Source organism: Marinobacter sp., assembly GCF_040882185.1.
Lineage (GTDB): Bacteria > Pseudomonadota > Gammaproteobacteria > Pseudomonadales > Oleiphilaceae > Marinobacter.
Map to the genome: position 1 here is coordinate 130,794 of NZ_JBBEBW010000002.1, position 22,897 is coordinate 153,690.

Here is a 22,897-nt window from a genome sequence, read left to right on the forward strand (position 1 = left end):
GTGGCTCCTCAGTCTTTAGCCGACAACAACTTCCTCTAGTGGAGACTTAATCATGGCGATCAGGCAGGATTCGATTTGATGATTGATCTGCATCTACCGACGTTATTGATTATGACCGTTGGCGTTAACGGGCTACTCGGTGGGTTCATGTGGATAATTTACCAGCTGCGAAACTACCAGCGGTGCTTCGTCTACTGGTCGCTCTCCTGTGGGATTTTTGCCCTCGGGTGTCTGATGGCGGGAGCTGGGACGGTTATTGATTTGCCGTGGCTGACCGTATTTTCCGCCCATACAGCACTGATGTTGTCGCCGCTGATGATAGTGCTGGGTTTGCGGTCATTTCTGGGGCTCAAGCCGCTCGCGCAACTCATGGTGCCAGCGTTGGCGGTCTGGGTGCTATTCGAAATCCTTATGGTTGCCAGCGCTAACAATGCTGAAGTTGCCCGCTTTCTTACCGCCTTGATAATGGCAGGTTTGCTCTTTTACGGGTTTCATTTATTGGGCAGGGTGGCCGTGCGCTCGAAATGGCCCGTGGGTATTCTACGGGCCTTTATGATGGTCCATGCCTGCCTTATGGTGGTTCAGCTTGGGGTGATGGTCTGGTCTCATGCCATCGGGGTGATCGCTGGCGTCACCGATATTCTTGAGTTTATCCTTGTAAGCCACATCGTGCTTGCCACCAGTACTGCGCTGGCGTTCCCCCTGCTTGCCTTTGTGCAGGCAGAAGAGTCTCTGCGAACGCTGGCGGAATACGATGAGCTCACACAGCTCTATAACCGGCGAATGTTTCTGCATCTTGCTAACATAGCATTTGAGAACTGTCGCCAGAAGAACTTGCCTTTTACCGTGTTGATGATAGATCTCGACTACTTCAAGAAAATCAATGATACCTGGGGCCATGCGACTGGCGACCTGGTATTGCAAGTGGTCAGCGATACCTTGCGTCGGGAACTTCGGGACCAGGATATTATTGGACGCATGGGGGGCGAAGAGCTGGCGATTGCTTTGCCTGCTACGGCGGAAACCCAGGCCAAAAGCATTTCCCAGCGATTACGCGGCCGCATTGAGGAAGATGGCAGCGTCATCGATGGCTTGGAGATCCAATTGTCAGCCAGTATCGGGGGAGCGCATCGACAGGACGGTGACGAGGATTTCGCCAGTATGCTGGTGCAGGCCGATTCCGCTTTGTATATGGCCAAGGCCAGGGGTAGGAATCAGGTTCAATTTGGCCCCCTTAATAGCGAAGCGGCTGCAATACCTGCCTGAAGTCCGAGCCCCGCCGTTTTTAAGAGGGTGTCCGGATTTTAGAACTGCCAGTTCACTCCCATGTTTATGGTTCGGCCTGGCGCCGGTTCGAAATAACCTCTTTGTTCGACCGGCCGGTCGGTATTGGCGTTGATTCTCAGGTTGCTGAAGTAGTCTTCATCGAACAGGTTGCGAATGCCAGCGTAGACCCCCAAAGTCTGTTCGCCAAACCGGAAGTCGGTGCCAGCTCGAAGACTGACCAGCCAATAAGCGTCGACTTCGGTTTGATTACTATTCTCTGCAAATACGTCTCCGACATACTGGGTTTCGAGGGCTGCGAAACGTCCCGCCTGGCCCCGCCATTTTACTTCGTTGACCCACTGCTCGGAGGGTAGCCCTGGCAGCTTGTTGCCGTTGGCATTGTTGCCTTGCTCGTCTGTAAAATCTTGCAGAGTGTAGTCGGCCAGGGTCAGCGCTGAGGTGACGCTCCAGGCGTAGGACGGCGTCCAGTTGACACCGAGTTCAACGCCTTCCCTTTCGGTTTGCCCGGCGTTCTCGTAAAAGGTCTGACCGCCTCGGTCGAATGGCACGATTTCGTTATCAACCTCAATGGAAAAAATCGCGAGATCGTAGGTGATGCTGGGGCCGAGGGTGCCGCGTACGCCGAGTTCCCGGTTCAGGGCTTCCTGGGGCTCGATATCGGGATTGAAGCCACCGGAGCCGTCCGGATTGGCGAACTCGGTAAAGGTCGGGGACTCGAAGGCCGTTCCCACAGTGGCGTAAACCTGCTGTTGGGCGGCAATGCGGTAACTCAGGCCCGCCATACCGCTGACCTCCCGGTAGGTGCGGCTGCCGGAGTCGTCACCGTCGGAGGTACGTTGATCATCAACCGCAAGGCGCAGGTGGTCGTACCGAAGTCCCAGTGACGCGCTCAGTTTTGGAGTCAGGGCCAGATCGCCCTGGGCAAACACGCCGGTCGCCGTAGCGGTCTGATCTTCTTCCTGAGTCTGTCCGGTTACTTGGCCGGAGGCTGCGACGCTATAGCGCCGCCGGTCATCTTCCTGCCGGTTTACGTCTATTCCGAACGCATAGTTTAGCGGCTTGCCGGCCAGTTCAGCCTGGTGTTCGTATTGGGAGCTGGCACCGTAGAACTGTCGGTCAAATGCTATCAGGCTGGGGCCGGGGAAGGGCAATTGCTGCTCGAAATCCCGCCGGCTGAAAAAGGTGCTGGTCGTCAGGGTTCCCGGGCCTACGGTCGGGTCTCGGTAAATAAGCCCGAGGGTTTGCTGGTCCAGGTTCTGGCCGGAATCGAGCCGGTTGGCAAAATTGGTGGCCTGGGTGCGGTCTTCGTCCACCTGAGCTTGTGTCAGGCCGCCCGGGTCCTGAGCCTTGGGCGTATCGACGGCGTTGAAGGTAGCTGTCAACGTTTGGCCCTCCTGCCACTCATGCTCAAGACGGCCGTTGAACAGGGCTTTTTCAACTTCACTCTGATCCCGATAGCCTTCGTAATCCAGCCAGGAAAGGGTCGCGCTGCCGCTCATCGGTCCCTCCGAGCCATTAGCCTGGATGGTGCCCTTGCGATAGCGGTCGCTGCCCGCATCCAGCTTCAGCCGGGCACCATTGGGCCGCTCATAGCCGCGGGCGGTCGTGACGGCAATCACGCCGCCTGCCGCATTGCCGTACTGAACCGAGGATGGTCCACGGATCACTTCAATACGCTCTGCCGAGTCCAGATCAATAGCGTCAACCTGGGCCTGCCCGTCCGGAAGCGTGTAAGGAATGCCATCAACTCTGATTTGAATGCCGCGAATACCGAAGGGAGAGCGTGCGCCGAAGCCCCGAGTGGATAAGCGCAGGTTCTGGGCAAAGTTATAACGATTCTGGAAAAACAGCCCTGGCACCGTGTTTAGTGACTCATCGAGCTGCAACCGTTGGTGGCCCTGGCGGATTTCCGGGCCATTAATCACAGAAACTGCGGCAGGAGTTTCATAAAGGTCCCGGCTCAGCCTGGGTGCAGTGACCCGAATCGTGAGTTCATCCTCAGCGGGCGCTGCCTCTGGGGCCTCTTCAGCCTGGACCGGGACGATAAGCAGTTGGCCGGAGAGCAGCATGCCCAGCCACTTTCCTGAATGTTGTGGTCTCATGATGTCGCACCTCATTTGCGCAAGAACAGATTCAATAGAAAAGCAGTACGACGCTATTCCGACATTTACACAATGTTTACCCACCGCCAACGGTACTTGACACTGGAACCTGTAGCCTTAACGGTAGACATCACCGAAGAGGACAGGCCGTGAAATGTCTATTGATCAGCGTTGTAGCAGTCACATTTCTGGGAGCGTCCGGTACGGCTCTGGCAGCATCACCACTTGGAGAAACGTCGCCCCCGGGTATTAGTAAACAGTTGGAGCGTGCTTATTCACTCGTCCGCTCGGATCAGGATGGGTTCCTGAAGGTACAAAACCAGCATGGGCGACACCGTTATGATGATCGCGGCCACAGGCCGTATCAGAAATACCGTCACGGATGGTCCCGCCAACCCGGGTACAGCTTTGGAAACTACAAACAAAAACATTACGGCCAGAAAAAATATGGCTATGGAAAACGCTGGCACTATAAACATCAATACCGCGGACATCCAGAACTCGGTCGCGGGCATCGTCAGGGATATTCCCGTTATCATTATTACGACAAATACCATAATGACCTGTCCATTCGCTTACAGTTTGGTTCAGGCGGGCTGATTCATTACCGGTCCCGATAAGCTGGCGAGCCATCTGCCGGATCAGTAAGTTCATCGGAGGCTCCCTAAAACACCGAATGAAATGAAACCCGCCGCCAGCCAATCAAACTGCTTCACATACTCCTCATAGGTCGCCTGTGAGTCAATCTCCAGCGCCGCGTTATTCAGTTATGCCAGCAGCTCTGGGTTGCTGTTTCTGACCGCGAAACCGGCATTGACCTGCTGCACCTCCCAGTAATAAAAATTGGCGCGATGCTTCTTCACCTGAGTAAAAATAGCCGCACGCTCGAAAACCACAGTGTTGATACGACGTAACAGCAGCAGCCAATCAATGCTGTAACCGGTTTTCCCTTCAGTAATAAGCGGGGGAAAGGTTCCAAGCCTTCGTGTGTTGGATAAGGAACGCGACATTTCAGTGTAGCAATTCGTTCCTGAATGCGTTTGGGGGATTACAAAAAGTTACCAGCTCTTGCCCATGCGGGTTAAATCAGCAAACATCTGGGTTCATTTGATAACATACCTACATAACTAGGGAGGGTTGGGCATGACGATTCTCAGTGAACTGCAACAAACCATCGAAGATATGATTGATGCTGATCGGGGCATTCTGGCGGCCGATGAAAGTACCGGAACCATAGCGAAGCGGCTGCAGGCGGTAGGGGTAGTGTCTACGGAGGAAAACCGGCGCTGGTACCGGTCGATGCTGCTTTCCTCGCCCGATGTCGGTCGTTACTTGTGCGGGGTGATTTTCTACGAGGAGACCCTCGACCAGAAAGATGACGAGGGGACTTTACTACCCGAACTTGCTGCCCGTCAGGGGATTATCCCCGGTATCAAGGTCGACCTTGGAAAAGGCCCTTTGCCCGGTGCCCCCGGAGACATGATTACCTATGGGCTGGATGGTTTGCCTGAACGGCTCGCCCGTTATAAAGAGCAGGGCGCTCGCTTTGCCAAGTGGCGAGAAGTTTATCCGATCTCCGATCACAACCCGACCGCCCTGGGTCTAACGGCGAATGCCGAAATGCTGGCCCGCTATGCCGCTGCCTGCCAGGCTGCTGGTATCGTACCTATCGTGGAGCCTGAGGTGCTGATTGATGGCGGCCATACAATGGCTCGCGCAGCAGAGGTGAACGAGCATGTCTGGCACGCAGTTTTCCAGGCGTTGTTTCAGCATGGGGTGAGCCTGGAACACATGATTCTCAAACCCAGCATGATTACGCCGGGTAAAGATGCTGGTAACGCCTCCTCGGCTGAGGTTGCCGAGATGACGTTACGCATTCTCCGCCGTACCGTGCCGGTGGCTGTGCCCAGTATCAACTTCCTTTCTGGCGGCCAAACCCCGGAGGAGGCCACCGCTAACCTCAACGAACTCAATCGGCAGCGCGGCAACGCCCCCTGGCGTCTGAGCATGTCATACGGCAGGGCATTGCAGGAGCCCGCGATGAAGGCTTGGGGTGGTAAGGCCGAAAATCGGGAGCAAGCGCAAGCCGCGTTCCTCAAACGGGCCAGATTGAACAGCCTTGCCCGTCGGGGGGAATACAGCGAGAGCGAGGAAGCTGCGGGCTGAGCTGACTCAAGAAGTTTGTAACCGGGGCGCGCTGGCCGGTTCTTCACGGATCGGCCAGTGCAGGGCTACAGCAACCAGGCTAAGAGCAACGCCTATCCACCATAAGCCATCGTAGGAGCCGGTGGTGGTGTAGATCCAACCGCCCAGATAAACACCACTGAAACTGCCGACCTGGTGACCGAGAAACACCACGCCATAGAGAGTTGCCATGTATCGAGTGCCAAACATCACCGCGACCAGTCCGGTCGTTGGTGGTACGGTGGCGAGCCAGAGAAAACCCATCACGCAACTGAACACGATAATTGACTCGATCGACATCGGGAACACAAGCAGGCAGGTGATGGCTACCGCTCGTCCCGAATAGATGCCAATCAGAATCAGCCGCATGGACATCCGCCCGGATAGAAAGCCAGCGCCTAGCGCCCCGAAGATATTACACAACCCGATTAACCCGATTGACCAGGCTGCTACTGATGGATCAAAGCCCTTGTCGGTCAGATACCCTGGCAGATGTACCGTAATAAACGCCACATGGAACCCGCACACGAAGAAGCCGACAGTCAGTAGCCAGTAGGAAAGGTGACCCCTGGCGAGAGTGACCGTGGCGCGGAGCGTTTCGACCCCGGCCTGAGGCGTGCCGCTGGCCGCCGGATTGCCCGTTTTGGCCGCAAGAGGCATCACCAGGAGTACCATTCCCAAAGCCATCAGGGACATGACATTCAGGGCGCCGCTCCAGCCAAAAAGATCAATAAACTGTTGCGCCAACGGTGCCATCAGGAACTGACCCATGGAACCGGCGGCGGTGCCCACGCCCAGTACCCACTGTCGCTTGGACTCGCTGACGGCTTTTGCCATCAACGGCAGTACCACGCCAAAACCAGTGCCCGCGACACCCGCGCCAATCAACAATCCCGCACTGCTGTGTAATACCCAGATGTCGCTGACCCCGGAGGTCAGCCAGAGTCCCAGAGCATAAAGAACGGCCCCGCCGACAATAACGACAACGTTGCCGAAGCGGTCAGCCAGACCACCTGCGAGTACCGCAATAACGCCCCAGGCCAGATTCTGGATGGCGAGTGCCAGCCCCAGTACATCCCGACCCCAGCCATTTGTTTCCGCAATGGGCGCGACAAAAAGACCGAGGCTGGAGCGCAGCCCGAAAGCAAACATCAGCAGGACGGAGGCGCAGACAATAATGGGCCAGGTTGATCGGGGTATCCGGTCAGCGGTCATAAGTAACATCCAGAGATGACAAGAATCGGATAGTGATATTGCCCCACAATGGCATACTGACGCCATACCAGGCTGCCACGGAAAGTACATGATGACTAAAGACCAACGGCTCCATGAACTTTGCCGCTATATAGAAGCCCACTGCGGCGAACCTTTGACACTGGAACACCTCGGCGGACAGGCTCATATGAGTCCTGACCACCTCCAACGCCGATTCAAGGAAGTGATTGGCGTGACGCCGAAGCAATATGCTGACGCCTGTCGGCTGCGTACTCTTAAAGATGATTTGCGCTCAGGTAACTCTGTTACGGAAGCTGTATTCTCAGCTGGGTTCGGGTCGACCAGCCGGGTCTACGAACGGGCAGCCTCCCATTTGGGTATGACCCCAGGACAGTATCGATCTGGCGGCAAAAATCTCGAGATATCCTGGGCTGACGCGATCACACCCGTCGGTCATTTACTCATGGCGGCGACTGATCGGGGATTGTGTTTTGTTGAGTTGGGAGACGATGTGAAACGGATGCATGAACACCTTGCTGCCGAGTTTCCCGGGGCCACTTTGACGGGCATGCCCGCTGGCGGATCAGAGCCGTTCTGGCAATGGATGACGGCGCTTTGTGACACGCTTGAGGCTGCCAGAAGCACGGCGGACCTGCCGATGGATATCCGCGGCACCGCCTTTCAGTTACAGGTATGGGATTATTTGCGGCAAATCCCGCGGGGAGAACTCAGAACCTATAAAGAAGTGGCTGAAGCGATCGGCCGCCCGAAGGCGGTCAGGGCGGTCGCCAGTGCCTGCGGGGCTAACCGGGTTGCGCTTGCAATTCCCTGTCATCGCGTTATCCGCGGTGACGGCGGGCTCGGGGGCTATCGCTGGGGAATCGAAAGAAAGCGCCAGTTGTTATTGATGGAGACGCCCTGAACCTTCGACGCCCCGGTTATATGCAGGCTTCGAACAACGCCCGGGTATTGTCGGCATCCATCTTGACCGGGTTACCGCCTGCGCTGGGGTCTTCCAACGCCATGCGGGTCATCTCATCAATTCGATCTGTGCCTACTCCCAGTTCCCGGAGTTTATCCGGCACTTTCAATTCTTGTCTCAGCGCAAGAATGTAGTCGGCAAAACCTTCGAAGCCGCCACTGATATCGAGATAGCGGGCAATGCTTTCCACTTTGGTGATGATGGCAGGTTTATTCATGGCAATAACCGATGGCAGCACGACCGCATTGGTCAGGCCGTGATGGGTGTTATAAATCGCCCCCACAGAATGAGAAACCGCATGGGTGGCGCCCAGTCCTTTCTGGAACGCCACGGCTCCCATGGCGGCAGCGGCCATCATCTGGCCTCGGGCTTCAATGTCGGTGCCATCGGCGAAAACCTTTGGCAGGTTTTCTTTAACCAGCCGCATGCCTTCCAGCGCGATGCCCTGGCTCATGGGGTGGAAGTTTGGCGAACAGAATGCTTCGAAGCAGTGGATAAAGGCATCCATGCCGGTGCCGACAGTAATCACCGGTGGCATTCCGACGGTCAGCTCCGGGTCTGAAATCACGATGGCGGGCAGGATCTTCGGGTGGAAAATAATTTTCTTCACGTGATCCCGGCTGTTAACAATGACACTGGCGCGGCCAACTTCAGAGCCCGTTCCTGCGGTGGTTGGTACCGCAATAATCGGCGCGATGGCATCGGCGTTCGCCCGCGTCCACCAGTCGCCGATATCCTCGAAATCCCATACCGGTCGGGTCTGTCCGGCCATGAAAGCGATCAATTTGCCGAGGTCCAGCCCGGAGCCACCGCCAAAGGCGATGACGCCATCATGGCCGCCGTCCCGGTACGCTTTAACGCCAGCTTCCATATTGAGTTCGGTCGGGTTGGGGTCGACCTCTGCAAACAAGGCCCGGCCCAAACCGGCGGCTTCCATCAGGTCGCGGGTGGCGTGGGTGATGGGCAGGTTGGCGAGGCCCTTATCCGTCACCAGCAGGGGCTTTCGGATGCCGACAGCCGCACAACTTTCAGCAAGCTCGGCGATTCTGCCCGCGCCAAAACGGATGGCGGTCGGGTAGGACCAGTTTGCGGTCAGAGTCATATCAGGACCTCTTCAGATAAAAAGATTTGGGTCGCGTCAGGTTGTGATAGCCGATCACTGACAACCCGCCGCCACGCCCGGTCTGTTTACAGCCGGTCCAGCACAACGCCGGGTCGAGATAATCGCAGCGGTTCATGAAGACGGTGCCGGTGTCGATCTGGTTCGCAATACGCTCTGCGCGGTCAATGTCCCGGGTCCATAACGAGGCGGTCAGGCCAAACTCGCTGTCGTTCATCAGCGCGATTGCTTCGTCGTCGCTGCCAACCCGCATGATGCCAACCACCGGGCCAAAGGATTCCTCCCGCATAACGCGCATGGAGTGGTCTACATCCACCAGGATTTGTGGCATCAGATAGGCGCCACCCTGATTCGGAAACAGTGCCGGGTCGATTAGCGCTTTGGCGCCTGCTGCGGTGGCTTCTGAGGTTTGCTCACGGACGACATCCGCAAACCGGGCGTGGGCCATGGGCCCCAGGGTGGTGGCTTCCTCCAGCGGGTTACCCAGCTTATAGGCGCTGACGATAGCGACGGCCTTTTCCACAAAGCGGTCAAACAGGCTGTCGGCCACGTAGATTCGTTCAATACCACAACAACATTGGCCGGCGTTGAACATGGCACCGTCGATCAGGGTATCCACGGCAGCGTCCAGATCGGCATCGTCCATCACGTAGCCGGGGTCTTTGCCTCCCAGTTCGAGCCCCAGTCCGGTAAAGGTCCCCGCTGCTGCGCTCTCAATAGCCTTGCCGCCGGATACGGAGCCGGTGAAGTTGACGAAACCGAAGGCTTTTTCCGCAATCAGGTCGGCAGTGGTGGCGTGGCTCAGGAAAACATTCTGGAACACGTCTGCTGGAATACCGGCCTCGTGGAATGCCCGCGCAATATGTTCGCCCACCAGGGGCGTTTGTGAGGCATGCTTGAGAAACACGGCATTACCGGCGATCAGGGCCGGAACCACCGTGTTAATGGCGGTCATGTAGGGGTAATTCCAGGGCGCGATAATCAGTACCGTGCCATGAGGGTCCCGTTGGATATAGCGCTTGTGTGTGTCACTGTTTTCTATTTCGATCGGCGCCAGGGCGGTTTCTGCGATATCGGCCATGTAGTTGGTGCGTTCGTCAACGCCGCCAAACTCACCGCCGTAACGCACCGGCCGGCCCATCTGCCAGGCCAGCGTTTCGACCACTTCAGCGTTCATGGCGCCAAGATTCTCGATACCGGCCCGCACCAGTCGCGTGCGTTCTGCAAGAGGTCGCAACGCCCATGCTTTCTGGGCCTTAACCGCTTCTTGAACCGCTGACCGGGCCTGGTCCAGTGACAGGGTCGCGCGCTCGGCATAAACACTGCCGTCGACCGGGGAAATACATTGAATAGAGTGGCTCATAAAACTCCTATGCCTGTTCGAATCCGCGTTTGACTTCGTAATCGGTAACCACCCGATCAAAGTCTTCCTGTTCCCACTCGGCACAGCGTACATAGTGGTCCACTACGTCGTCGCCCATAGCTTCCCTGAGCATGACGGAATGCCTCAAGGCTTCCGTGGCCGCGCGCAACGTGGCGGGAATACTGTGAGAGCCTTCAGCGCCGTAAGCGTTGCCATTGAATTCTGGCTCCAGCTTCAGCTTACCCTCGATGCCGGCAATATTCGCGGCAATTTGTGAGGCCAGGGCCAGGTAGGGGTTCAGGTCTGAACCGCCGATCCGGCATTCAACCCGGACCGCTTCAGAATCTGGCGCCACTACCCGAAAACCGGCCGTGCGGTTGTCTACCGACCAGACCGTGCTGGTGGGCGCAAACGTGCCTTCGGCGAAGCGCTTGTAGGAATTCACATAGGGCGCCAGAAAGAAGGTGGTTTCACCAGCGTGGGCAAGCAATCCGGCCAGAGCATGCTCCATGGTTTCTGACATGCCGTGTTTACGGTCAGGGTCGAAGAACACCGAATTGCCGTCCTTGTCCGACAGGGACTGATGAATATGGCTGGAGGAGCCCGCGGACCGGTGGTGCCACTTTGCCATAAAGCTCACGCTGCGCCCGTGTTGCCAGGCCATCTCCTTGACCGCGTTTTTTACCAGCACGTGAGTGTCTGCCATATCGAGCGGGTCAGAGTACTGGATGTTGAGCTCAACCTGCCCGGCGCTCGCTTCGCCCTTGCTACTTTCGACCCGGATGCCCGCACCATACAGGCCATTGCGAATAGGCCGCATGACATCTTCTTCCCGGGTAGTCTGGAATATATGGTAATCCTCGTTGTAAGGGCTCATTGGGGTCATGTCCCGGTACTTCTGGTCTTTCATCTCCTCGAAGGTTTGCCGGAAGATGAAGAACTCCAATTCGGTGGCGGTGGTCATGGTCAGTCCCATGGCCTCAAGCCGCGCCAGCTGCTTTTTCAGTACCGCCCGGGGCGAGTGGGGAACTGGGCCATGGCTGGCATGGTCGAGCAGGTCACACAACACAAAGGCGGTGCCCTCCAGCCAGGGCAGTTTTCTGAGGGTTCCCAGGTCGGGCTTCATTACATAATCGCCATAGCCTGCGGTCCAACTGGTAGACGCGTAGTTCTCCACCGTGGTCATGGCCAGATCGGTGGCCACCAGATACTTGCAACAGTGGCTTTCCTGCCAGGCGGTCTCGATAAAATACTGAGCCTGGAAACGTTTGCCCATCAACCGCCCCTGCATATCAGGAATGGCTGCCACGACGGTGTCGATGGTGCCTTCAAGCACACATTCGGTCAGCTCTTCAAAGGTCAGGTTCCCCGCCATAAAAACTCCGTTTGAGTCACCGACGCGCACTGGCGTCCGAAATGAGGAGGGCCGTCAATCCCGGTTCAGGAGGACGGCCCCGGGCCATTAACTGTAACGATAGGGCCGCCCGGCTTTCTCCATGGTGGCATTGTAGTCCTTGAGGATCTTGACCACTTTCGCTTTGGTTTCGGATTCCTCTGCGATCTCGTCCCAGAATTTAACGGCAGCCTTCTCGACCTGGGCCCACTCGGCATCGGGTATGGTGGTGAGCTGCATCTTGGTACCTCTGACCCGGAGCTCCGCTTCGCCGCCCCAGTACCACCATTGCCGATAATAATGGGAGCTGTCCATAGTGAGCTTGAGCAGTTCCTTGAGGTGATCAGGCAGTTCGTTGTAACGGTCCATGTTGGCGAAGAAAGACCCCGCCCAGGCGCCGGAAATGTTGTTGGTCAGGAAGTAGTTGGTCACATCCGCCCAACCGACGGTGTAATCCTCGGTGATGCCCGACCAGGCTACGCCGTCAAGTTCACCGGTCTGCACGGCAACTTCGATATCTTCCCAGGGCAGGGACACCGGCACTACGCCGAATTGAGCCATGAAACGGCCTGCAGTGGGGAAGGTGAAGACCCGTTTACCTTTAAGGTCTTCCAGGCTGTTGATCGGTTCTTTGGTGGCAAAATGACAGGGGTCCCAGGCCCCGGCGGATAAATGTTTCACGCCGACCTTGCTGTATTCTTCGTCCCAGATTTTGTTGAGTCCGTACTGGTTGAACAACACCGGTACGTCCAGGGAGTAGCGACTGGCAAACGGAAAATAACCGCCGAATACGGTCACTTCGGTGGGTGAGGCCATGGAATCGTCATCGGACTGCACTGCATCGATAGTGCCCTTTTGCATGGCCCGGAACAGTTCCCCGGTGGGGACCAGTTGGTCAGCGTAGTAGAGTTCGATCTGCATCTCGTTGCCAGCAATGCGATTGAAACTATCGATGGCGGGTTTGATCACGTGCTCGCCCAGGGCTGGCCCAGCGTAAGTCTGCAATCGCCATTTGATCTTGGGTTCGGCGGCATAGAGGCTGTTGGGAGCAATAGCGGCAGCACCGGCCAGGGTGGCGGCGGATGCCAGGAACTTGCGGCGTGAGGTCATGGTTCTCTCCTTGATTATCACTCTTATTGGAAACCTTGAGGGCTTCCCGGCTTTCCGGCCCCAGCCTGTCCTGGCGTTACAGCATGCCTGTCGTGGCCAAATCCGGTTCAGTTATTTGTTATAAACGTACTCCGGTAACCAGAGGGCGATCTGCGGAAACATCATGATCAGAGTCAGTGCGAACAACATGACCGCCACAAAGGGCAGGATGGAACTGTAGATGTCCCGCAAGGTGATTTCCGGCGGTGCCATCGCCCGCATCAGGAATAAATTATAGCCAAACGGTGGCGTCATGTAGGCAATTTGGGTGGTGATGGTGTAGAGCACCCCGTACCAAACGAGATCAAAGCCCAGCGCTGCCACCAGCGGCACATAAAGCGGTGCCACGATGACCAGCATGGCGGTATCGTCCAGAAACGTGCCCATCAGCAGGAAAGAGAGCTGCATCAGGATCAGAATCATCCACGGATTCAGGCCCAGTTGATCGGTAAACAGGTTATCAATGGCGTCAACCGCGCCGAGGCCATCGAAGACAGCGCCAAAGCCCAGGGCCGCCAGAATGATCCACATGAACATGCAGGAGATGGACAGGGTCTGGCGCACTGAAACTTCAAAAACCTGTTGATTCATGCGGCCTTTAAGGATGGCAGCGACAAAAGCGGCCATGGCGCCGATGGCAGAGCTCTCAACCAGGCTTGTCCAGCCGTTGATGAAAGGCACCATCATGCTGGCGAAGATCACTACTGGTAAGGCACCCGCGCGGAGGAGGCGAAGTTTCTCACCAAGGCTAACCTGACGTTCTTCCAGGGGTAAAACCGGCCCCAGATGGGGTTGAATGCGACAGCGTATCGCAATATACAGAACAAACATTCCCGCCATTAGCAGGCCCGGGAACACGCCAGCCAGCCACAATTGCCCCACGGGCTGGCGGGCGATCATGGCATAGAGCACCAACACGACTGAAGGTGGAACAAGAATGCCAAGGGAAGAGCCGGCCTGAATCACGCCGGTTACCATGCGTTTGTCGTAACCCCGGCGGAGCAACTCGGGCAACGCAATGGTAGCGCCGATGGCCATACCCGCAACCGACAGGCCATTCATGGCGGATACCAACACCATCAAACCAATGGTGCCGATAGCCAGACCGCCGTGAATGGGGCCCATCCAGACATGGAACATGCGGTAAAGATCATCGGCAATTTTGGATTCCGACAATACATATCCCATGAAAATGAACATCGGCAACGTCAGCAGGGGATACCAGTTCATCAGCTTCATGGCGGCTGAAAAGGGTATATCCGAGCCGCCGACACCCCACATGGTAATGGCGGATACTGCAGCGACAGCGCCAATGGCCGCAAATACCCGCTGGCCGGTCATCAGCATCAGCATCATCGTGGAAAACATGAATAGCGCGATCATTTCCTGGGACATCAGATCGACTCTCCACGAATGCGGGCGATATCCTTGAAGAACTCGGAAAACGCCTGCAACAGCATCAGGAAAAAACCGATGCACATCACCAGTTTGATGGGCCACATATACGGTCGCCAGGCGGTCGGGCTACGTTCACCGTATTTCATAGAATAGCTGGTGCTGTCGTAGGCGCCGTACAGCAACACTCCAAGAAAAAACATCAGGAAGAAAATGCTGAAGGCGTCAAACCACGCTTTCTTCTGGTCAGACCAACTGCCGTAGAGCAGGTCCATCCGTACGTTGGACCCGAGTTGAATCGAGTAGGGCCCGCCAAGAACGTAATAGCCCACCATGGCGAACTGGGCAGCCTCAAGTGTCCAGAGTGACGGAAGAAAGAATGTCTTGGAGATGGAGGACCACAATAGAATGCCGACCATGAGGAAAATGCCGTACATCACTACCCGTCCGACGCGGTAATTCACAGCATCCACGACACGAACGTAACCGCTGATGATCGGGGGCATCAAATTCCCTCTTTACGGGGTACTCGGGTTGTCAGTGCTTTCCATGTAGCCAGCAAAAGACCTGCCAGCATGGCTGCCATGGCGTCTTGTTGAACCTGGGTGCGAATGAGGTCGTTACGGATTTCAATCATCACGTTCATCACGCCGGTCTTGAGTCCGTGAGCTTGTAACGTGTGGGTAACGCCGTCGGCCGGGCCATAGGGGTCGTTGCGGCGAAACTTTAGTGGGCTGTGTTGCGGCGCCAACTGCAGCAGGGTATCGGCAAAGCGGGTATCACTATCGTGCAGGATGCCGATCTCGGTGGTCCGTTGTTGCTCGCGATAAACAGGGCTAAAACTGTGAATAGTGGCCATAACCGGCACTGAACTGGTGCTTTTCGTAGTGGCCAGGGTTTCTGTCAGCAGAGCCTGAAAAGGCTCGTAGTAATCCTGAATTCTCTGCTCTCTGCCGTGTTGAGTGAGGTTCAGGTTACCGGGTATGTCATACACCTCGCTTTTGCGGGGCATGGCATCTTGCGCTGTGGGTGGCCGGTTACAGTCGTACACCAGACGGGAAACCGTAGCGGCGACAAGCCGGGCATCAAGGGTGCGGCTGAGCCTCTGGGCAACCGCCAATGCCCCGGGGTCCCAGGCAATGTGTGCGGTGCGCAGTTCTGGCGGCAGGCCCAGACTCTCGAACTCAGGAGGTATGAAACAGGATGCGTGCTCGCAAACGAGTAAAAACGGAGAGCTTCCCTGACTGTTAATCAGTCTGGCGGGCTCGCTCCGTTCTTGTGGGATCGGGACTTCGGGTCCGGTATTGCTCTGGTGATTTTTCACTCAAGCCTCCCTGTTCCCTTAGAGAATTCGTCATACCTCGGAATCTGTCAAATACTTTGCTGATTTAGTCTTCGAATAGCTTTCGAGCAATTCGGCGAGGGTAAAGACTTCGCCGCAGAGATCGGGGAAGTAACCCGGTAACTTGTTTACTTCGGCAACAAAGTCATCGGAGCGAATGAGCTGCAGGAATTGTTTGAGGTTGTCATTGCCGAGTCGATCGCGATGGCATAACAGCAAATAGTACTCGGTGGTGAGCGGAACAAAGTCCAGGTCAAACTGACGGGCCGCTGCTTCAACACCGAAACCGGCATCGGCCATGCCGGCGGCCACGTAGGCGGCCACTGCAGAGTGAGTGAATTCTTCGCTGTCAAAGCCGTTAATTTGCTGTCCGGAAATGGATTCCCGTTCCAGCAGCATATTGAACAGGGCGCGAGTGTCTGAACGGCGTTCGCGGTTGATAAAACGGTGGCCTGAATGCATAAGGTCCGGGAGCCCGGTAATACCGGTTTTTGATTCGCTGCGGATCATCAGGCCCTGACGTCGGGTGATAAACCGGATAACCCGGATTTTGTCCGGCGGCAGCAGGTCTCGGTAATGCTCAAGGACGCGATGGGCAAAGAGGGGGTCGGTCGGCAAGTGAAAACCGGCCACATCGCTTTCACCCCGATTCAGGGAGATCAGGGCCTCTTCGGGGCTTGAATACTGCAGGTTGAGTTCAAAACGGGCCTGGAACTTTGGCAGCAGGGCCACCGCAAAGCCATGACTGGCCTGCATGCGAAGTACCTGATGGGTGCCTTCGAGTAATTGTTGCATTTGCATGTTTAATTCGGAGGCCATGCTATCAATCTGGGGTCCCAGTCGTGCCTGCACCCGCTCGTGGGACCAGACCAGTTTTTCGCCGAGAGGAGAGAGGGTGGTGCCCTGGCCCTTGCGCCGGACAACCAGCGGTAGGCCGAAGAAATCGCTCCATTTATTGAGCAGATTCCAGGCGTGGCGGTAGGAAATATCCGACGCCGAGGCTGCGGCCGTCAGACGGCCAGTTTCACGGATGCTTCGCAGGAGCACGAACATGACAGGCTCGAATAGCTGACCTTCCTCGGTGGAGAAGGACCAAATTGGTGAAATCACGAGTCTTTTTTTATGCATAAGAATTCATATTTATAGTGAGTTACGAGAGTGCTATTTTCACTGAATCCAGTATCAAATCGATAATACATAAGAATGATCATGCATATATCTGAGCAAAACAAGCGTACCGCCCAGGCTTCGGTGTCACCAGGATACGAGGAATGGACTCCCGCCCTTGTGCAACAGGAAATCGACGCACTCAAATATAAACCCGGTGCCATGTTGCCGGTATTGCATGCCATTCAGGACAGGTTTGGCTACATTCCTGAAGCCGCAGTTCCAATCATCGCGGAAGCGATGAGCCAGACCCGTGCCGAAGTGCATGGCATCATCAGCTTCTATCATCACTTCCGCAGCCACCCGGTGGGCACCCATGTAGTTCAAGTATGCCGGGCAGAAGCCTGCCAGGCTATGGGGGGTCGTAATCTGGAAGCTCATGTCAAGCAGCGTCTGGGGGTGGATTTTCATCAGACCAGCAAGGACCAGGAATTTACTGTCGAGCCGGTTTACTGCCTCGGCAACTGCGCATGCGCACCCTCAATTCGCATCGGCGACGAGATTGTTGGTCGCGTCACGCCCGAAAAATTCGACCGGCTGGTTGATCAGCTAACCACCTCCATCCTGGAGCTGAAGTAATGACCATCAGAGTGTTTGTGCCCTGTGATACCACTGCGCTTTCCATGGGCGCTAACTCGGTTGCGGCGGCTATCCAAACGCAAGCCGTTGCCCTTGGGATCGATATTGAGTTGATTCGCAACGGCACCCGGGGCCTGTTCTGGCTGGAGCCGATGGTTGAAGTGGAAACACCCGAGGGGCGGGTCGCCTTCGGTCCGGTGGAGACACAGGATGTTGAAGGGTTGGTGACCTCCGGGTTGTTCGACGGTGCTCAAGCTCATCCGCTGGCGCTGGGATTGACGGAAGAAATCCCCTACCTGAAGAAACAGCAACGCCTGACGTTCTCCCGCATTGGTGTGACGGACCCGCTTTCAATTGAAGATTATCGTGCCCATGACGGCTTCCGTGGCCTTGAAAAGGCGCTTGCCATCCCGCCCCAGGCAATCGTGGATGAAGTCACGGCCTCGGGCCTGCGAGGACGCGGTGGAGCCGCCTTCCCAACCGGCATTAAGTGGCAGACGGTGCTGGATGAAGCGCCAGGTCAGAAATACATTGTCTGCAATGCGGATGAGGGGGACTCGGGCACCTTCGCTGATCGCCTGACGATGGAATGCGACCCCTATATGCTGATCGAGGGCATGACCATTGCCGGGCTGGCGGTTGGCGCGAGCCAGGGCTACGTATACCTGCGATCCGAATACCCGGTGGCGCATCGTATATTCAAGGCGGCTCTTGAACGAGCCTATGAGGGTGGCTACCTGGGCGCAGACGTTTGCGGCAGCGGCAGGCACTTTGATCTGGAAGTCCGTCTTGCAGCCGGTGCTTATATTTGCGGTGAAGAAACGTCGTTGTTGGACAGTTTGGAGGGCAAGCGGGGTATGGTGCGAGCCAAGCCTCCGCTGCCTGCTAGAAAGGGGTTGTTTGGCAAACCCACGGTGGTCAATAACGTACTCTCCCTGGCGGCGATTCCGTTCATTCTGGACAAGGGAGGCCAGGCCTACGCTGACTACGGGATGGGTCGCTCCCGTGGCACCTTACCACTGCAACTGGCGGGTAATGTGAAGCGTGGCGGACTGGTCGAGCTGGCGTTCGGCATCACCCTGCGTGAACTGATGGAGGGTTTCGGTGGTGGTACTTACACCGGGCGCCCTCTTAAAGCGGTGCAAGCTGGCGGCCCACTGGGCAGTTATTTACCGGAAAGTCAGTGGGACACCCGGATTGATTACGAAGAGTTTGCGGCGCTGGGCGCTGTGGTAGGTCATGGTGGGGTGGTGATGTTCGATGATTCGGTGGATATGGGTGCTCAGGCGCGGTTTGCGATGGAATTTTGCGCTGTTGAGTCTTGCGGTAAATGCACCCCTTGCCGAATTGGCTCCGTTCGGGGGGTCGAGGTTATCGACCGTATCCGGGCAGGTACGAACCGCGATGCTAATCTTGAATTATTGAGCGACCTCTGCGAAACCATGGTGGACGGCTCGCTCTGTGCGATGGGCGGCATGACGCCGTTCCCGGTACAAAGCGTGATGAGGCATTTTCCCCAAGACCTGTAAGGCTGACTGAGCGAGGCCAGATTATGTTGCAATATTACGATCCCACCAATCCCGCGAAAGGTTCTTTCGATCCGGACAAGGATTACGGTACGCCTGCGCAGTTATCTGAGAAACCGGTGTCGGTTGCCATCGACGGGGTGGAGATTGCTGTGCCGGAAGGCACTTCAGTATTGAGGGCAGCAGCGCTCGCTGGCATCAACATCCCCAAGCTGTGTGCATCTGACAACCTTGAAGCTTTCGGTTCGTGCCGCATCTGCGCGGTTGAGATTGAGGGTCGGCGCGGAACCCCGGCTTCCTGCACCACGCCCGTTGCTGAGGGAATGAGCGTCACCACCCAGAACAGCAAACTCGGCAAGCTCCGTCGCAACATTATGGAGCTGTATATTTCCGATCACCCCCTGGACTGCCTGACCTGTCCTGCCAACGGCAATTGTGAGCTTCAGGATGTCGCGGGTGCGGTGGGGCTTCGGGAAGTGCGTTACGGGTTCGACGGTGAGAATCATCTGGATGCCAGAACCGATGAGTCCAACCCCTATTTCAGTTTTGACCCCAGCAAATGCATTGTGTGTTCACGGTGTGTGCGTGCCTGTGAAGAAGTGCAGGGCACCTTCGCGTTGACCATCGATGGCCGCGGTTTCGACTCCAAGGTGTCCGCCGGTCAAATGGAAGATTTCATGGATTCCGAATGTGTGTCCTGCGGTGCCTGTGTTCAGGCCTGCCCTACGTCGACACTAATGGAAAAGAGCGTCATCGAGGTCGGTCAGCCGGAGCACAGTGTGGTAACAACCTGTGCCTATTGCGGTGTTGGCTGTTCTTTCAAAGCTGAGATGAAAGGCGATGAGCTGGTGCGCATGGTGCCCTACAAAGGTGGCGACGCCAATCATGGCCACTCCTGTGTAAAAGGCCGGTTTGCCTTCGGTTATGCCACCCACAAGGACCGTATCAGGGAGCCAATGATCCGGGACTCCATTGATCAGCCCTGGCGTACGGTGTCGTGGGAAGAAGCCATTGGGTTTGCGGCTGGCCGGCTCAAGGATATCCAGGCCAAATACGGTCGCGAAAGCGTTGGCGGTATTACCTCGTCCCGATGCACGAACGAGGAAACCTACCTGGTTCAGAAGTTGATCCGGGCAGCCTTCGGTAACAACAACACCGACACCTGTGCCCGGGTTTGTCATTCCCCCACCGGCTTTGGTCTCAGAACCACCATGGGTGAGTCGGCGGGTACCCAGACGTTCGATTCGGTGATGAAAGCCGACACCATCATGGTTATTGGCGCCAACCCCACCGATGCCCATCCGGTGTTCGCGTCCCAGATGCGCAAGCGCCTGCGTCAGGGAGCCAAGCTGATCGTGGTGGACCCCCGCCGGATAGATCTGCTGAAAACACCCCACGGCGGAGAGACTTTACACTTGCCTTTGCGTCCGGGCACTAACGTGGCGCTGATTAATTCACTGGCTCACGTGGTGATCACCGAGGGCCTGGAAGATCAGGCTTTCATCGACGCTCGCTGCCACGAAAAGGCTTACAGCAAGTGGCGTGAGTTTATCAGCGAGGCGCGCAATTCGCCGGAAGCCATGGAGACCGTCACCGGCGTGCCTCCCGCCGACGTTCGCCGGGCGGCGCGCCTCTACGCCGGGGCTGGCAATGGTGCAATCTATTACGGCCTGGGGGTAACCGAACACAGCCAGGGCTCCACCATGGTAATGGGCATTGCCAACCTGGCGATGTCCACGGGCAATATTGGCCGGGAAGGCGTCGGTGTTAACCCGCTGCGGGGCCAGAACAATGTGCAGGGTTCCTGCGATATGGGGTCCTTTCCCCATGAACTGCCGGGCTATCAGCATGTGGCCGATGACGCCATTCGGGCAAAATTCGAGGCGTTCTGGGGTGTGAAATTGGACAACGAGCCGGGTCTGCGGATTCCCAATATGTTTGATTCCGCTATTGCTGGCACGTTCAAGGCGATGTATGTGCAGGGCGAAGATCTTGCCCAGTCCGATCCCAATACGCATCACGTGGAAGCAGCGTTGAAAGCTCTCGACTGCCTGATTGTGCAGGATATCTTCCTCAATGAAACCGCGAAGTTCGCTCATGTCCTCTTACCCGGTTCCACCTTCCTCGAAAAGAACGGCACCTTCACCAACGCCGAGCGGCGGATCAACCGGGTACGCAAGGTGATGGCACCGGTCGCAGGCAAGGAAGACTGGGAGGTGACCGTCGCCCTGGCAAATGCCCTGGGGTATCCCATGCACTATAACCACCCATCCGAAATCATGGATGAAATAGCCCAGTTGACGCCGACCTTCACTGGAGTCAGTTACCAGAAACTGGAGGAACTTGGCAGTATCCAGTGGCCGTGCAACGACGCATACCCGGTTGGTATGCCGACCATGCATACGCTGGATTTCCCGATTGGCAAGGGTAATTTTGCTATTACTGAATACGTCGCCACCGACGAACGGGCGACGCGCCGCTTCCCCTTGTTGCTGACTACCGGTCGCATCCTGTCTCAGTACAACGTCGGGGCGCAGACCCGGCGGACCGACAACAAACGGTGGCACGAAGAAGATGTGCTGGAGCTTCACCCCAGCGATGCCGAGCTTCGTGGTGTTAAGGAGGGTGACTGGCTGGGGATCAGCAGCCGTGCCGGGCAAACCGTACTGCGGGCCAAAATCAGCGAACGCATGTTACCCGGAGTGGTGTTTACCACCTTCCACCATCCGGGCAGTGGCGCTAACGTAATTACCACTGACAACTCTGATTGGGCCACCAATTGTCCAGAATACAAAGTCACGGCAGTGCAGGTGGAAAAGGTCACCCAGCCCTCGGAATGGCAACAGAACTTCAAACAGTTCGACAAACGCCAGCATGCTTATCTGGAGCAGCCAGCTGACAATATCACGGCTGGAATGAAGTAGTTTTGGCGGCGAAGACTGACAATCCGGCGCTGGTCAGGACTGCGGTTGATGTGCGCGGGCTCGGCCAGCCGGGCGGGTCTGTTCACGGAATGACAGACGATGTGGTGGCCCAGGAAACGCCGGTGGCCATGGTCTACAACGGCATCTCTCACGCGGTGATGTTGGCATCCCCGGCTGATCTTGAGGATTTCGCACTCGGTTTCAGTCTGACGGAAGGCATCATTGAAAGCCCCGGCGAGCTTTACGACCTGGAGGTTGAGCAGGCTCCGGAAGGGCTGTCAGTCAGCATGCGTATCAGCAACGAACGCTTTGCGGTCCTGAAGGCCCAGCGTCGCAATATGACCGGTCGCACCGGTTGTGGGCTCTGTGGTACCGAGTCGCTTGAACAGGCGATTCGGCCTATCAAATTACTGAGGGCTGGTGTTGTGGTCAGCGACGCAGCGATTCAGCGAGCCGTGCAGTCGTTGCGGAACCATCAGCCTCTGCAGGCAGAGACCGGAGCTACCCATGGGGCTGCTTGGTGCAATCTGGCGGGCGATATTCTGGCAGTGCGCGAGGATGTTGGCCGCCACAATGCGTTGGACAAACTGATTGGCTTTCAGCTACGGACCGGCAGCGACTTGCAGCAGGGTTTTGCCCTGATTTCCAGCAGGGCCAGTTTCGAGATGGTGCAGAAGAGTGCGGCGGTGGGCATCGGTTGCCTGGTGGCAGTCTCGGCCCCCACGGCGCTGGCTGTAGCGCAGGCCCGCAAGGCTGGCCTGATGCTGGTGGGCTTTGCACGCCCGAACAGACACGTGATCTATCATCCGGGCGAGGCGTCCGGATCGTCATAACTTTATCGGGGAGAGCTCACCGTGAGCGATCAGCAACTGAATAATCTGATCAAAATGATCAACCAGATCAGTGTCAATAATCAGCACCACGATAGTGATCATCAGGCTGCAGAAGCGGTAGCAGCGCACCTGATGAAATTCTGGGCCCGGTCGATGAAACAGCTGATCATCAGTCACCTCGATGAAGGTGGCGAAGGGTTACTGCCGGTCTCCCGGATGGCGGTGGAATTGTTACGGGAAAAGGCAGCGGCGTAATGGCGTTTTGGTTTTTTGAAGGCACGTATTAATTGGCAAGAAAGTAAGCGGGTAGGTCTTTCCAAAACCGTGCGGAGCCAT

Annotated in this window: 20 protein-coding genes; 8 read left to right on the forward strand and 12 right to left on the reverse strand. The window is 56.6% G+C overall.

All coding sequences use genetic code 11. The features are described from left to right. Positions 1-78 precede the first annotated feature (78 nt). Positions 79-1,266 (forward strand): diguanylate cyclase, encoded by a 1,188-nt coding sequence (locus WEB64_RS01625; protein WP_368062125.1) that lies wholly within the window; start codon positions 79-81, stop codon positions 1,264-1,266. 38 nt (positions 1,267-1,304) lie between these two features. Here the strand turns inward: WEB64_RS01625 and WEB64_RS01630 are convergent, their stop codons facing one another. The 3 genes from WEB64_RS01630 to WEB64_RS01640 all read right to left on the reverse strand — a co-directional run bounded on the left by WEB64_RS01630 (position 1,305) and on the right by WEB64_RS01640 (position 4,399). After that, positions 1,305-3,389, reverse strand: a complete 2,085-nt coding sequence (locus WEB64_RS01630; protein ID WP_368062124.1) for a TonB-dependent receptor family protein — start codon at positions 3,387-3,389, stop codon at positions 1,305-1,307. A 249-nt stretch (positions 3,390-3,638) separates the two neighbouring features. Further along, complete coding sequence (locus WEB64_RS01635; protein ID WP_368062123.1) at positions 3,639-4,043, reverse strand: hypothetical protein; 405 nt, start codon at positions 4,041-4,043, stop codon at positions 3,639-3,641. 113 nt (positions 4,044-4,156) lie between these two features. Continuing rightward, positions 4,157-4,399 (reverse strand): hypothetical protein, encoded by a 243-nt coding sequence (locus WEB64_RS01640; protein ID WP_368062122.1) that lies wholly within the window; start codon positions 4,397-4,399, stop codon positions 4,157-4,159. Positions 4,400-4,532: 133 nt separating this feature from the next. On the opposite strand from WEB64_RS01640, the gene WEB64_RS01645 reads away from it, so the two are divergent. Beyond that, positions 4,533-5,555: a class I fructose-bisphosphate aldolase gene (locus WEB64_RS01645; protein ID WP_368062121.1), complete on the forward strand. Its 1,023-nt coding sequence runs from the start codon at positions 4,533-4,535 to the stop codon at positions 5,553-5,555. Positions 5,556-5,561: 6 nt separating this feature from the next. On the opposite strand, the gene WEB64_RS01650 is transcribed toward WEB64_RS01645, so the two are convergent. Beyond that, a complete protein-coding gene (locus tag WEB64_RS01650; protein WP_368062120.1) occupies positions 5,562-6,788 on the reverse strand; it encodes an MFS transporter in 1,227 nt (408 codons plus the stop codon). Positions 6,789-6,876: 88 nt separating this feature from the next. Between WEB64_RS01650 and WEB64_RS01655 the strand changes: the two genes are divergently transcribed. Further along, a complete protein-coding gene (locus tag WEB64_RS01655) occupies positions 6,877-7,710 on the forward strand; it encodes a bifunctional transcriptional activator/DNA repair enzyme AdaA (RefSeq protein WP_368062119.1) in 834 nt (277 codons plus the stop codon). A gap of 16 nt (positions 7,711-7,726) precedes the next feature. On the opposite strand, the gene WEB64_RS01660 is transcribed toward WEB64_RS01655, so the two are convergent. The 8 genes from WEB64_RS01660 to WEB64_RS01695 all read right to left on the reverse strand — a co-directional run bounded on the left by WEB64_RS01660 (position 7,727) and on the right by WEB64_RS01695 (position 16,660). After that, positions 7,727-8,872 (reverse strand): iron-containing alcohol dehydrogenase, encoded by a 1,146-nt coding sequence (locus WEB64_RS01660; RefSeq protein WP_368062118.1) that lies wholly within the window; start codon positions 8,870-8,872, stop codon positions 7,727-7,729. 1 nt (position 8,873) lies between these two features. Beyond that, positions 8,874-10,253 carry an aldehyde dehydrogenase family protein gene (locus WEB64_RS01665; RefSeq protein ID WP_368062117.1) on the reverse strand — a complete coding sequence of 460 codons (1,380 nt, stop codon included), beginning with the start codon at positions 10,251-10,253 and terminating at the stop codon, positions 8,874-8,876. A 7-nt stretch (positions 10,254-10,260) separates the two neighbouring features. Continuing rightward, positions 10,261-11,628, reverse strand: coding sequence for a glutamine synthetase family protein (locus tag WEB64_RS01670; protein ID WP_368062116.1), 1,368 nt, complete (start codon positions 11,626-11,628; stop codon positions 10,261-10,263). Positions 11,629-11,715: 87 nt separating this feature from the next. Then, positions 11,716-12,756, reverse strand: a complete 1,041-nt coding sequence (locus WEB64_RS01675) for a TRAP transporter substrate-binding protein (RefSeq protein WP_368062115.1) — start codon at positions 12,754-12,756, stop codon at positions 11,716-11,718. Between the two features lie 111 nt (positions 12,757-12,867). Continuing rightward, positions 12,868-14,190, reverse strand: a complete 1,323-nt coding sequence (locus WEB64_RS01680; protein ID WP_368062114.1) for a TRAP transporter large permease subunit — start codon at positions 14,188-14,190, stop codon at positions 12,868-12,870. Continuing rightward, positions 14,190-14,696 (reverse strand): TRAP transporter small permease subunit, encoded by a 507-nt coding sequence (locus tag WEB64_RS01685; protein WP_368062112.1) that lies wholly within the window; start codon positions 14,694-14,696, stop codon positions 14,190-14,192. Before WEB64_RS01685 ends, WEB64_RS01680 begins: the two co-directional genes overlap by 1 nt. Further along, positions 14,696-15,514 (reverse strand): N-formylglutamate amidohydrolase, encoded by an 819-nt coding sequence (locus WEB64_RS01690; protein WP_368062111.1) that lies wholly within the window; start codon positions 15,512-15,514, stop codon positions 14,696-14,698. The genes WEB64_RS01685 and WEB64_RS01690 overlap by 1 nt, the downstream gene beginning before the upstream one ends. A 30-nt stretch (positions 15,515-15,544) precedes the next feature. After that, on the reverse strand, positions 15,545-16,660 hold the full coding sequence (locus WEB64_RS01695; protein ID WP_368065508.1) for a substrate-binding domain-containing protein: 1,116 nt from the start codon (positions 16,658-16,660) through the stop codon (positions 15,545-15,547). An 81-nt stretch (positions 16,661-16,741) separates the two neighbouring features. On the opposite strand from WEB64_RS01695, the gene WEB64_RS01700 reads away from it, so the two are divergent. The 5 genes from WEB64_RS01700 to WEB64_RS01720 are packed head-to-tail and all read left to right on the forward strand — an operon-like array spanning position 16,742 to position 22,816. After that, positions 16,742-17,278, forward strand: coding sequence for a formate dehydrogenase subunit gamma (locus WEB64_RS01700; RefSeq protein ID WP_368062109.1), 537 nt, complete (start codon positions 16,742-16,744; stop codon positions 17,276-17,278). Beyond that, positions 17,278-18,807, forward strand: a complete 1,530-nt coding sequence (locus WEB64_RS01705) for a formate dehydrogenase beta subunit (protein WP_368062108.1) — start codon at positions 17,278-17,280, stop codon at positions 18,805-18,807. The genes WEB64_RS01700 and WEB64_RS01705 overlap by 1 nt, the downstream gene beginning before the upstream one ends. A gap of 23 nt (positions 18,808-18,830) precedes the next feature. Beyond that, a complete protein-coding gene (fdhF, locus tag WEB64_RS01710; RefSeq protein ID WP_368062107.1) occupies positions 18,831-21,728 on the forward strand; it encodes a formate dehydrogenase subunit alpha in 2,898 nt (965 codons plus the stop codon). 2 nt (positions 21,729-21,730) lie between these two features. Continuing rightward, positions 21,731-22,561 carry a formate dehydrogenase accessory sulfurtransferase FdhD gene (gene fdhD / locus WEB64_RS01715; RefSeq protein ID WP_368062106.1) on the forward strand — a complete coding sequence of 277 codons (831 nt, stop codon included), beginning with the start codon at positions 21,731-21,733 and terminating at the stop codon, positions 22,559-22,561. 21 nt (positions 22,562-22,582) lie between these two features. After that, entirely contained in the window at positions 22,583-22,816 is a 234-nt protein-coding gene (locus WEB64_RS01720) for a formate dehydrogenase subunit delta (protein WP_368062105.1), read from the forward strand. Positions 22,817-22,897 lie beyond the last annotated feature (81 nt).

Excerpts from the sequence above, each read along its gene's own strand:
- WEB64_RS01625 (WP_368062125.1), top strand. The coding sequence starts at position 79 with ATGATTGATCTGCATCTACCGACGTTATTGATTATGACCGTTGGCGTT.
- WEB64_RS01630 (WP_368062124.1), bottom strand. The coding sequence starts at position 3,389 with ATGAGACCACAACATTCAGGAAAGTGGCTGGGCATGCTGCTCTCCGGC.
- WEB64_RS01635 (WP_368062123.1), bottom strand. The coding sequence starts at position 4,043 with ATGAACTTACTGATCCGGCAGATGGCTCGCCAGCTTATCGGGACCGGT.
- WEB64_RS01640 (WP_368062122.1), bottom strand. The coding sequence starts at position 4,399 with ATGTCGCGTTCCTTATCCAACACACGAAGGCTTGGAACCTTTCCCCCG.
- WEB64_RS01645 (WP_368062121.1), top strand. The coding sequence starts at position 4,533 with ATGACGATTCTCAGTGAACTGCAACAAACCATCGAAGATATGATTGAT.
- WEB64_RS01650 (WP_368062120.1), bottom strand. The coding sequence starts at position 6,788 with ATGACCGCTGACCGGATACCCCGATCAACCTGGCCCATTATTGTCTGC.
- WEB64_RS01655 (WP_368062119.1), top strand. The coding sequence starts at position 6,877 with ATGATGACTAAAGACCAACGGCTCCATGAACTTTGCCGCTATATAGAA.
- WEB64_RS01660 (WP_368062118.1), bottom strand. The coding sequence starts at position 8,872 with ATGACTCTGACCGCAAACTGGTCCTACCCGACCGCCATCCGTTTTGGC.
- WEB64_RS01665 (WP_368062117.1), bottom strand. The coding sequence starts at position 10,253 with ATGAGCCACTCTATTCAATGTATTTCCCCGGTCGACGGCAGTGTTTAT.
- WEB64_RS01670 (WP_368062116.1), bottom strand. The coding sequence starts at position 11,628 with ATGGCGGGGAACCTGACCTTTGAAGAGCTGACCGAATGTGTGCTTGAA.
- WEB64_RS01675 (WP_368062115.1), bottom strand. The coding sequence starts at position 12,756 with ATGACCTCACGCCGCAAGTTCCTGGCATCCGCCGCCACCCTGGCCGGT.
- WEB64_RS01680 (WP_368062114.1), bottom strand. The coding sequence starts at position 14,190 with ATGTCCCAGGAAATGATCGCGCTATTCATGTTTTCCACGATGATGCTG.
- WEB64_RS01685 (WP_368062112.1), bottom strand. The coding sequence starts at position 14,696 with ATGCCCCCGATCATCAGCGGTTACGTTCGTGTCGTGGATGCTGTGAAT.
- WEB64_RS01695 (WP_368065508.1), bottom strand. The coding sequence starts at position 16,660 with ATGCATAAAAAAAGACTCGTGATTTCACCAATTTGGTCCTTCTCCACC.
- WEB64_RS01700 (WP_368062109.1), top strand. The coding sequence starts at position 16,742 with ATGCATATATCTGAGCAAAACAAGCGTACCGCCCAGGCTTCGGTGTCA.
- WEB64_RS01705 (WP_368062108.1), top strand. The coding sequence starts at position 17,278 with ATGACCATCAGAGTGTTTGTGCCCTGTGATACCACTGCGCTTTCCATG.
- fdhF (WP_368062107.1), top strand. The coding sequence starts at position 18,831 with ATGTTGCAATATTACGATCCCACCAATCCCGCGAAAGGTTCTTTCGAT.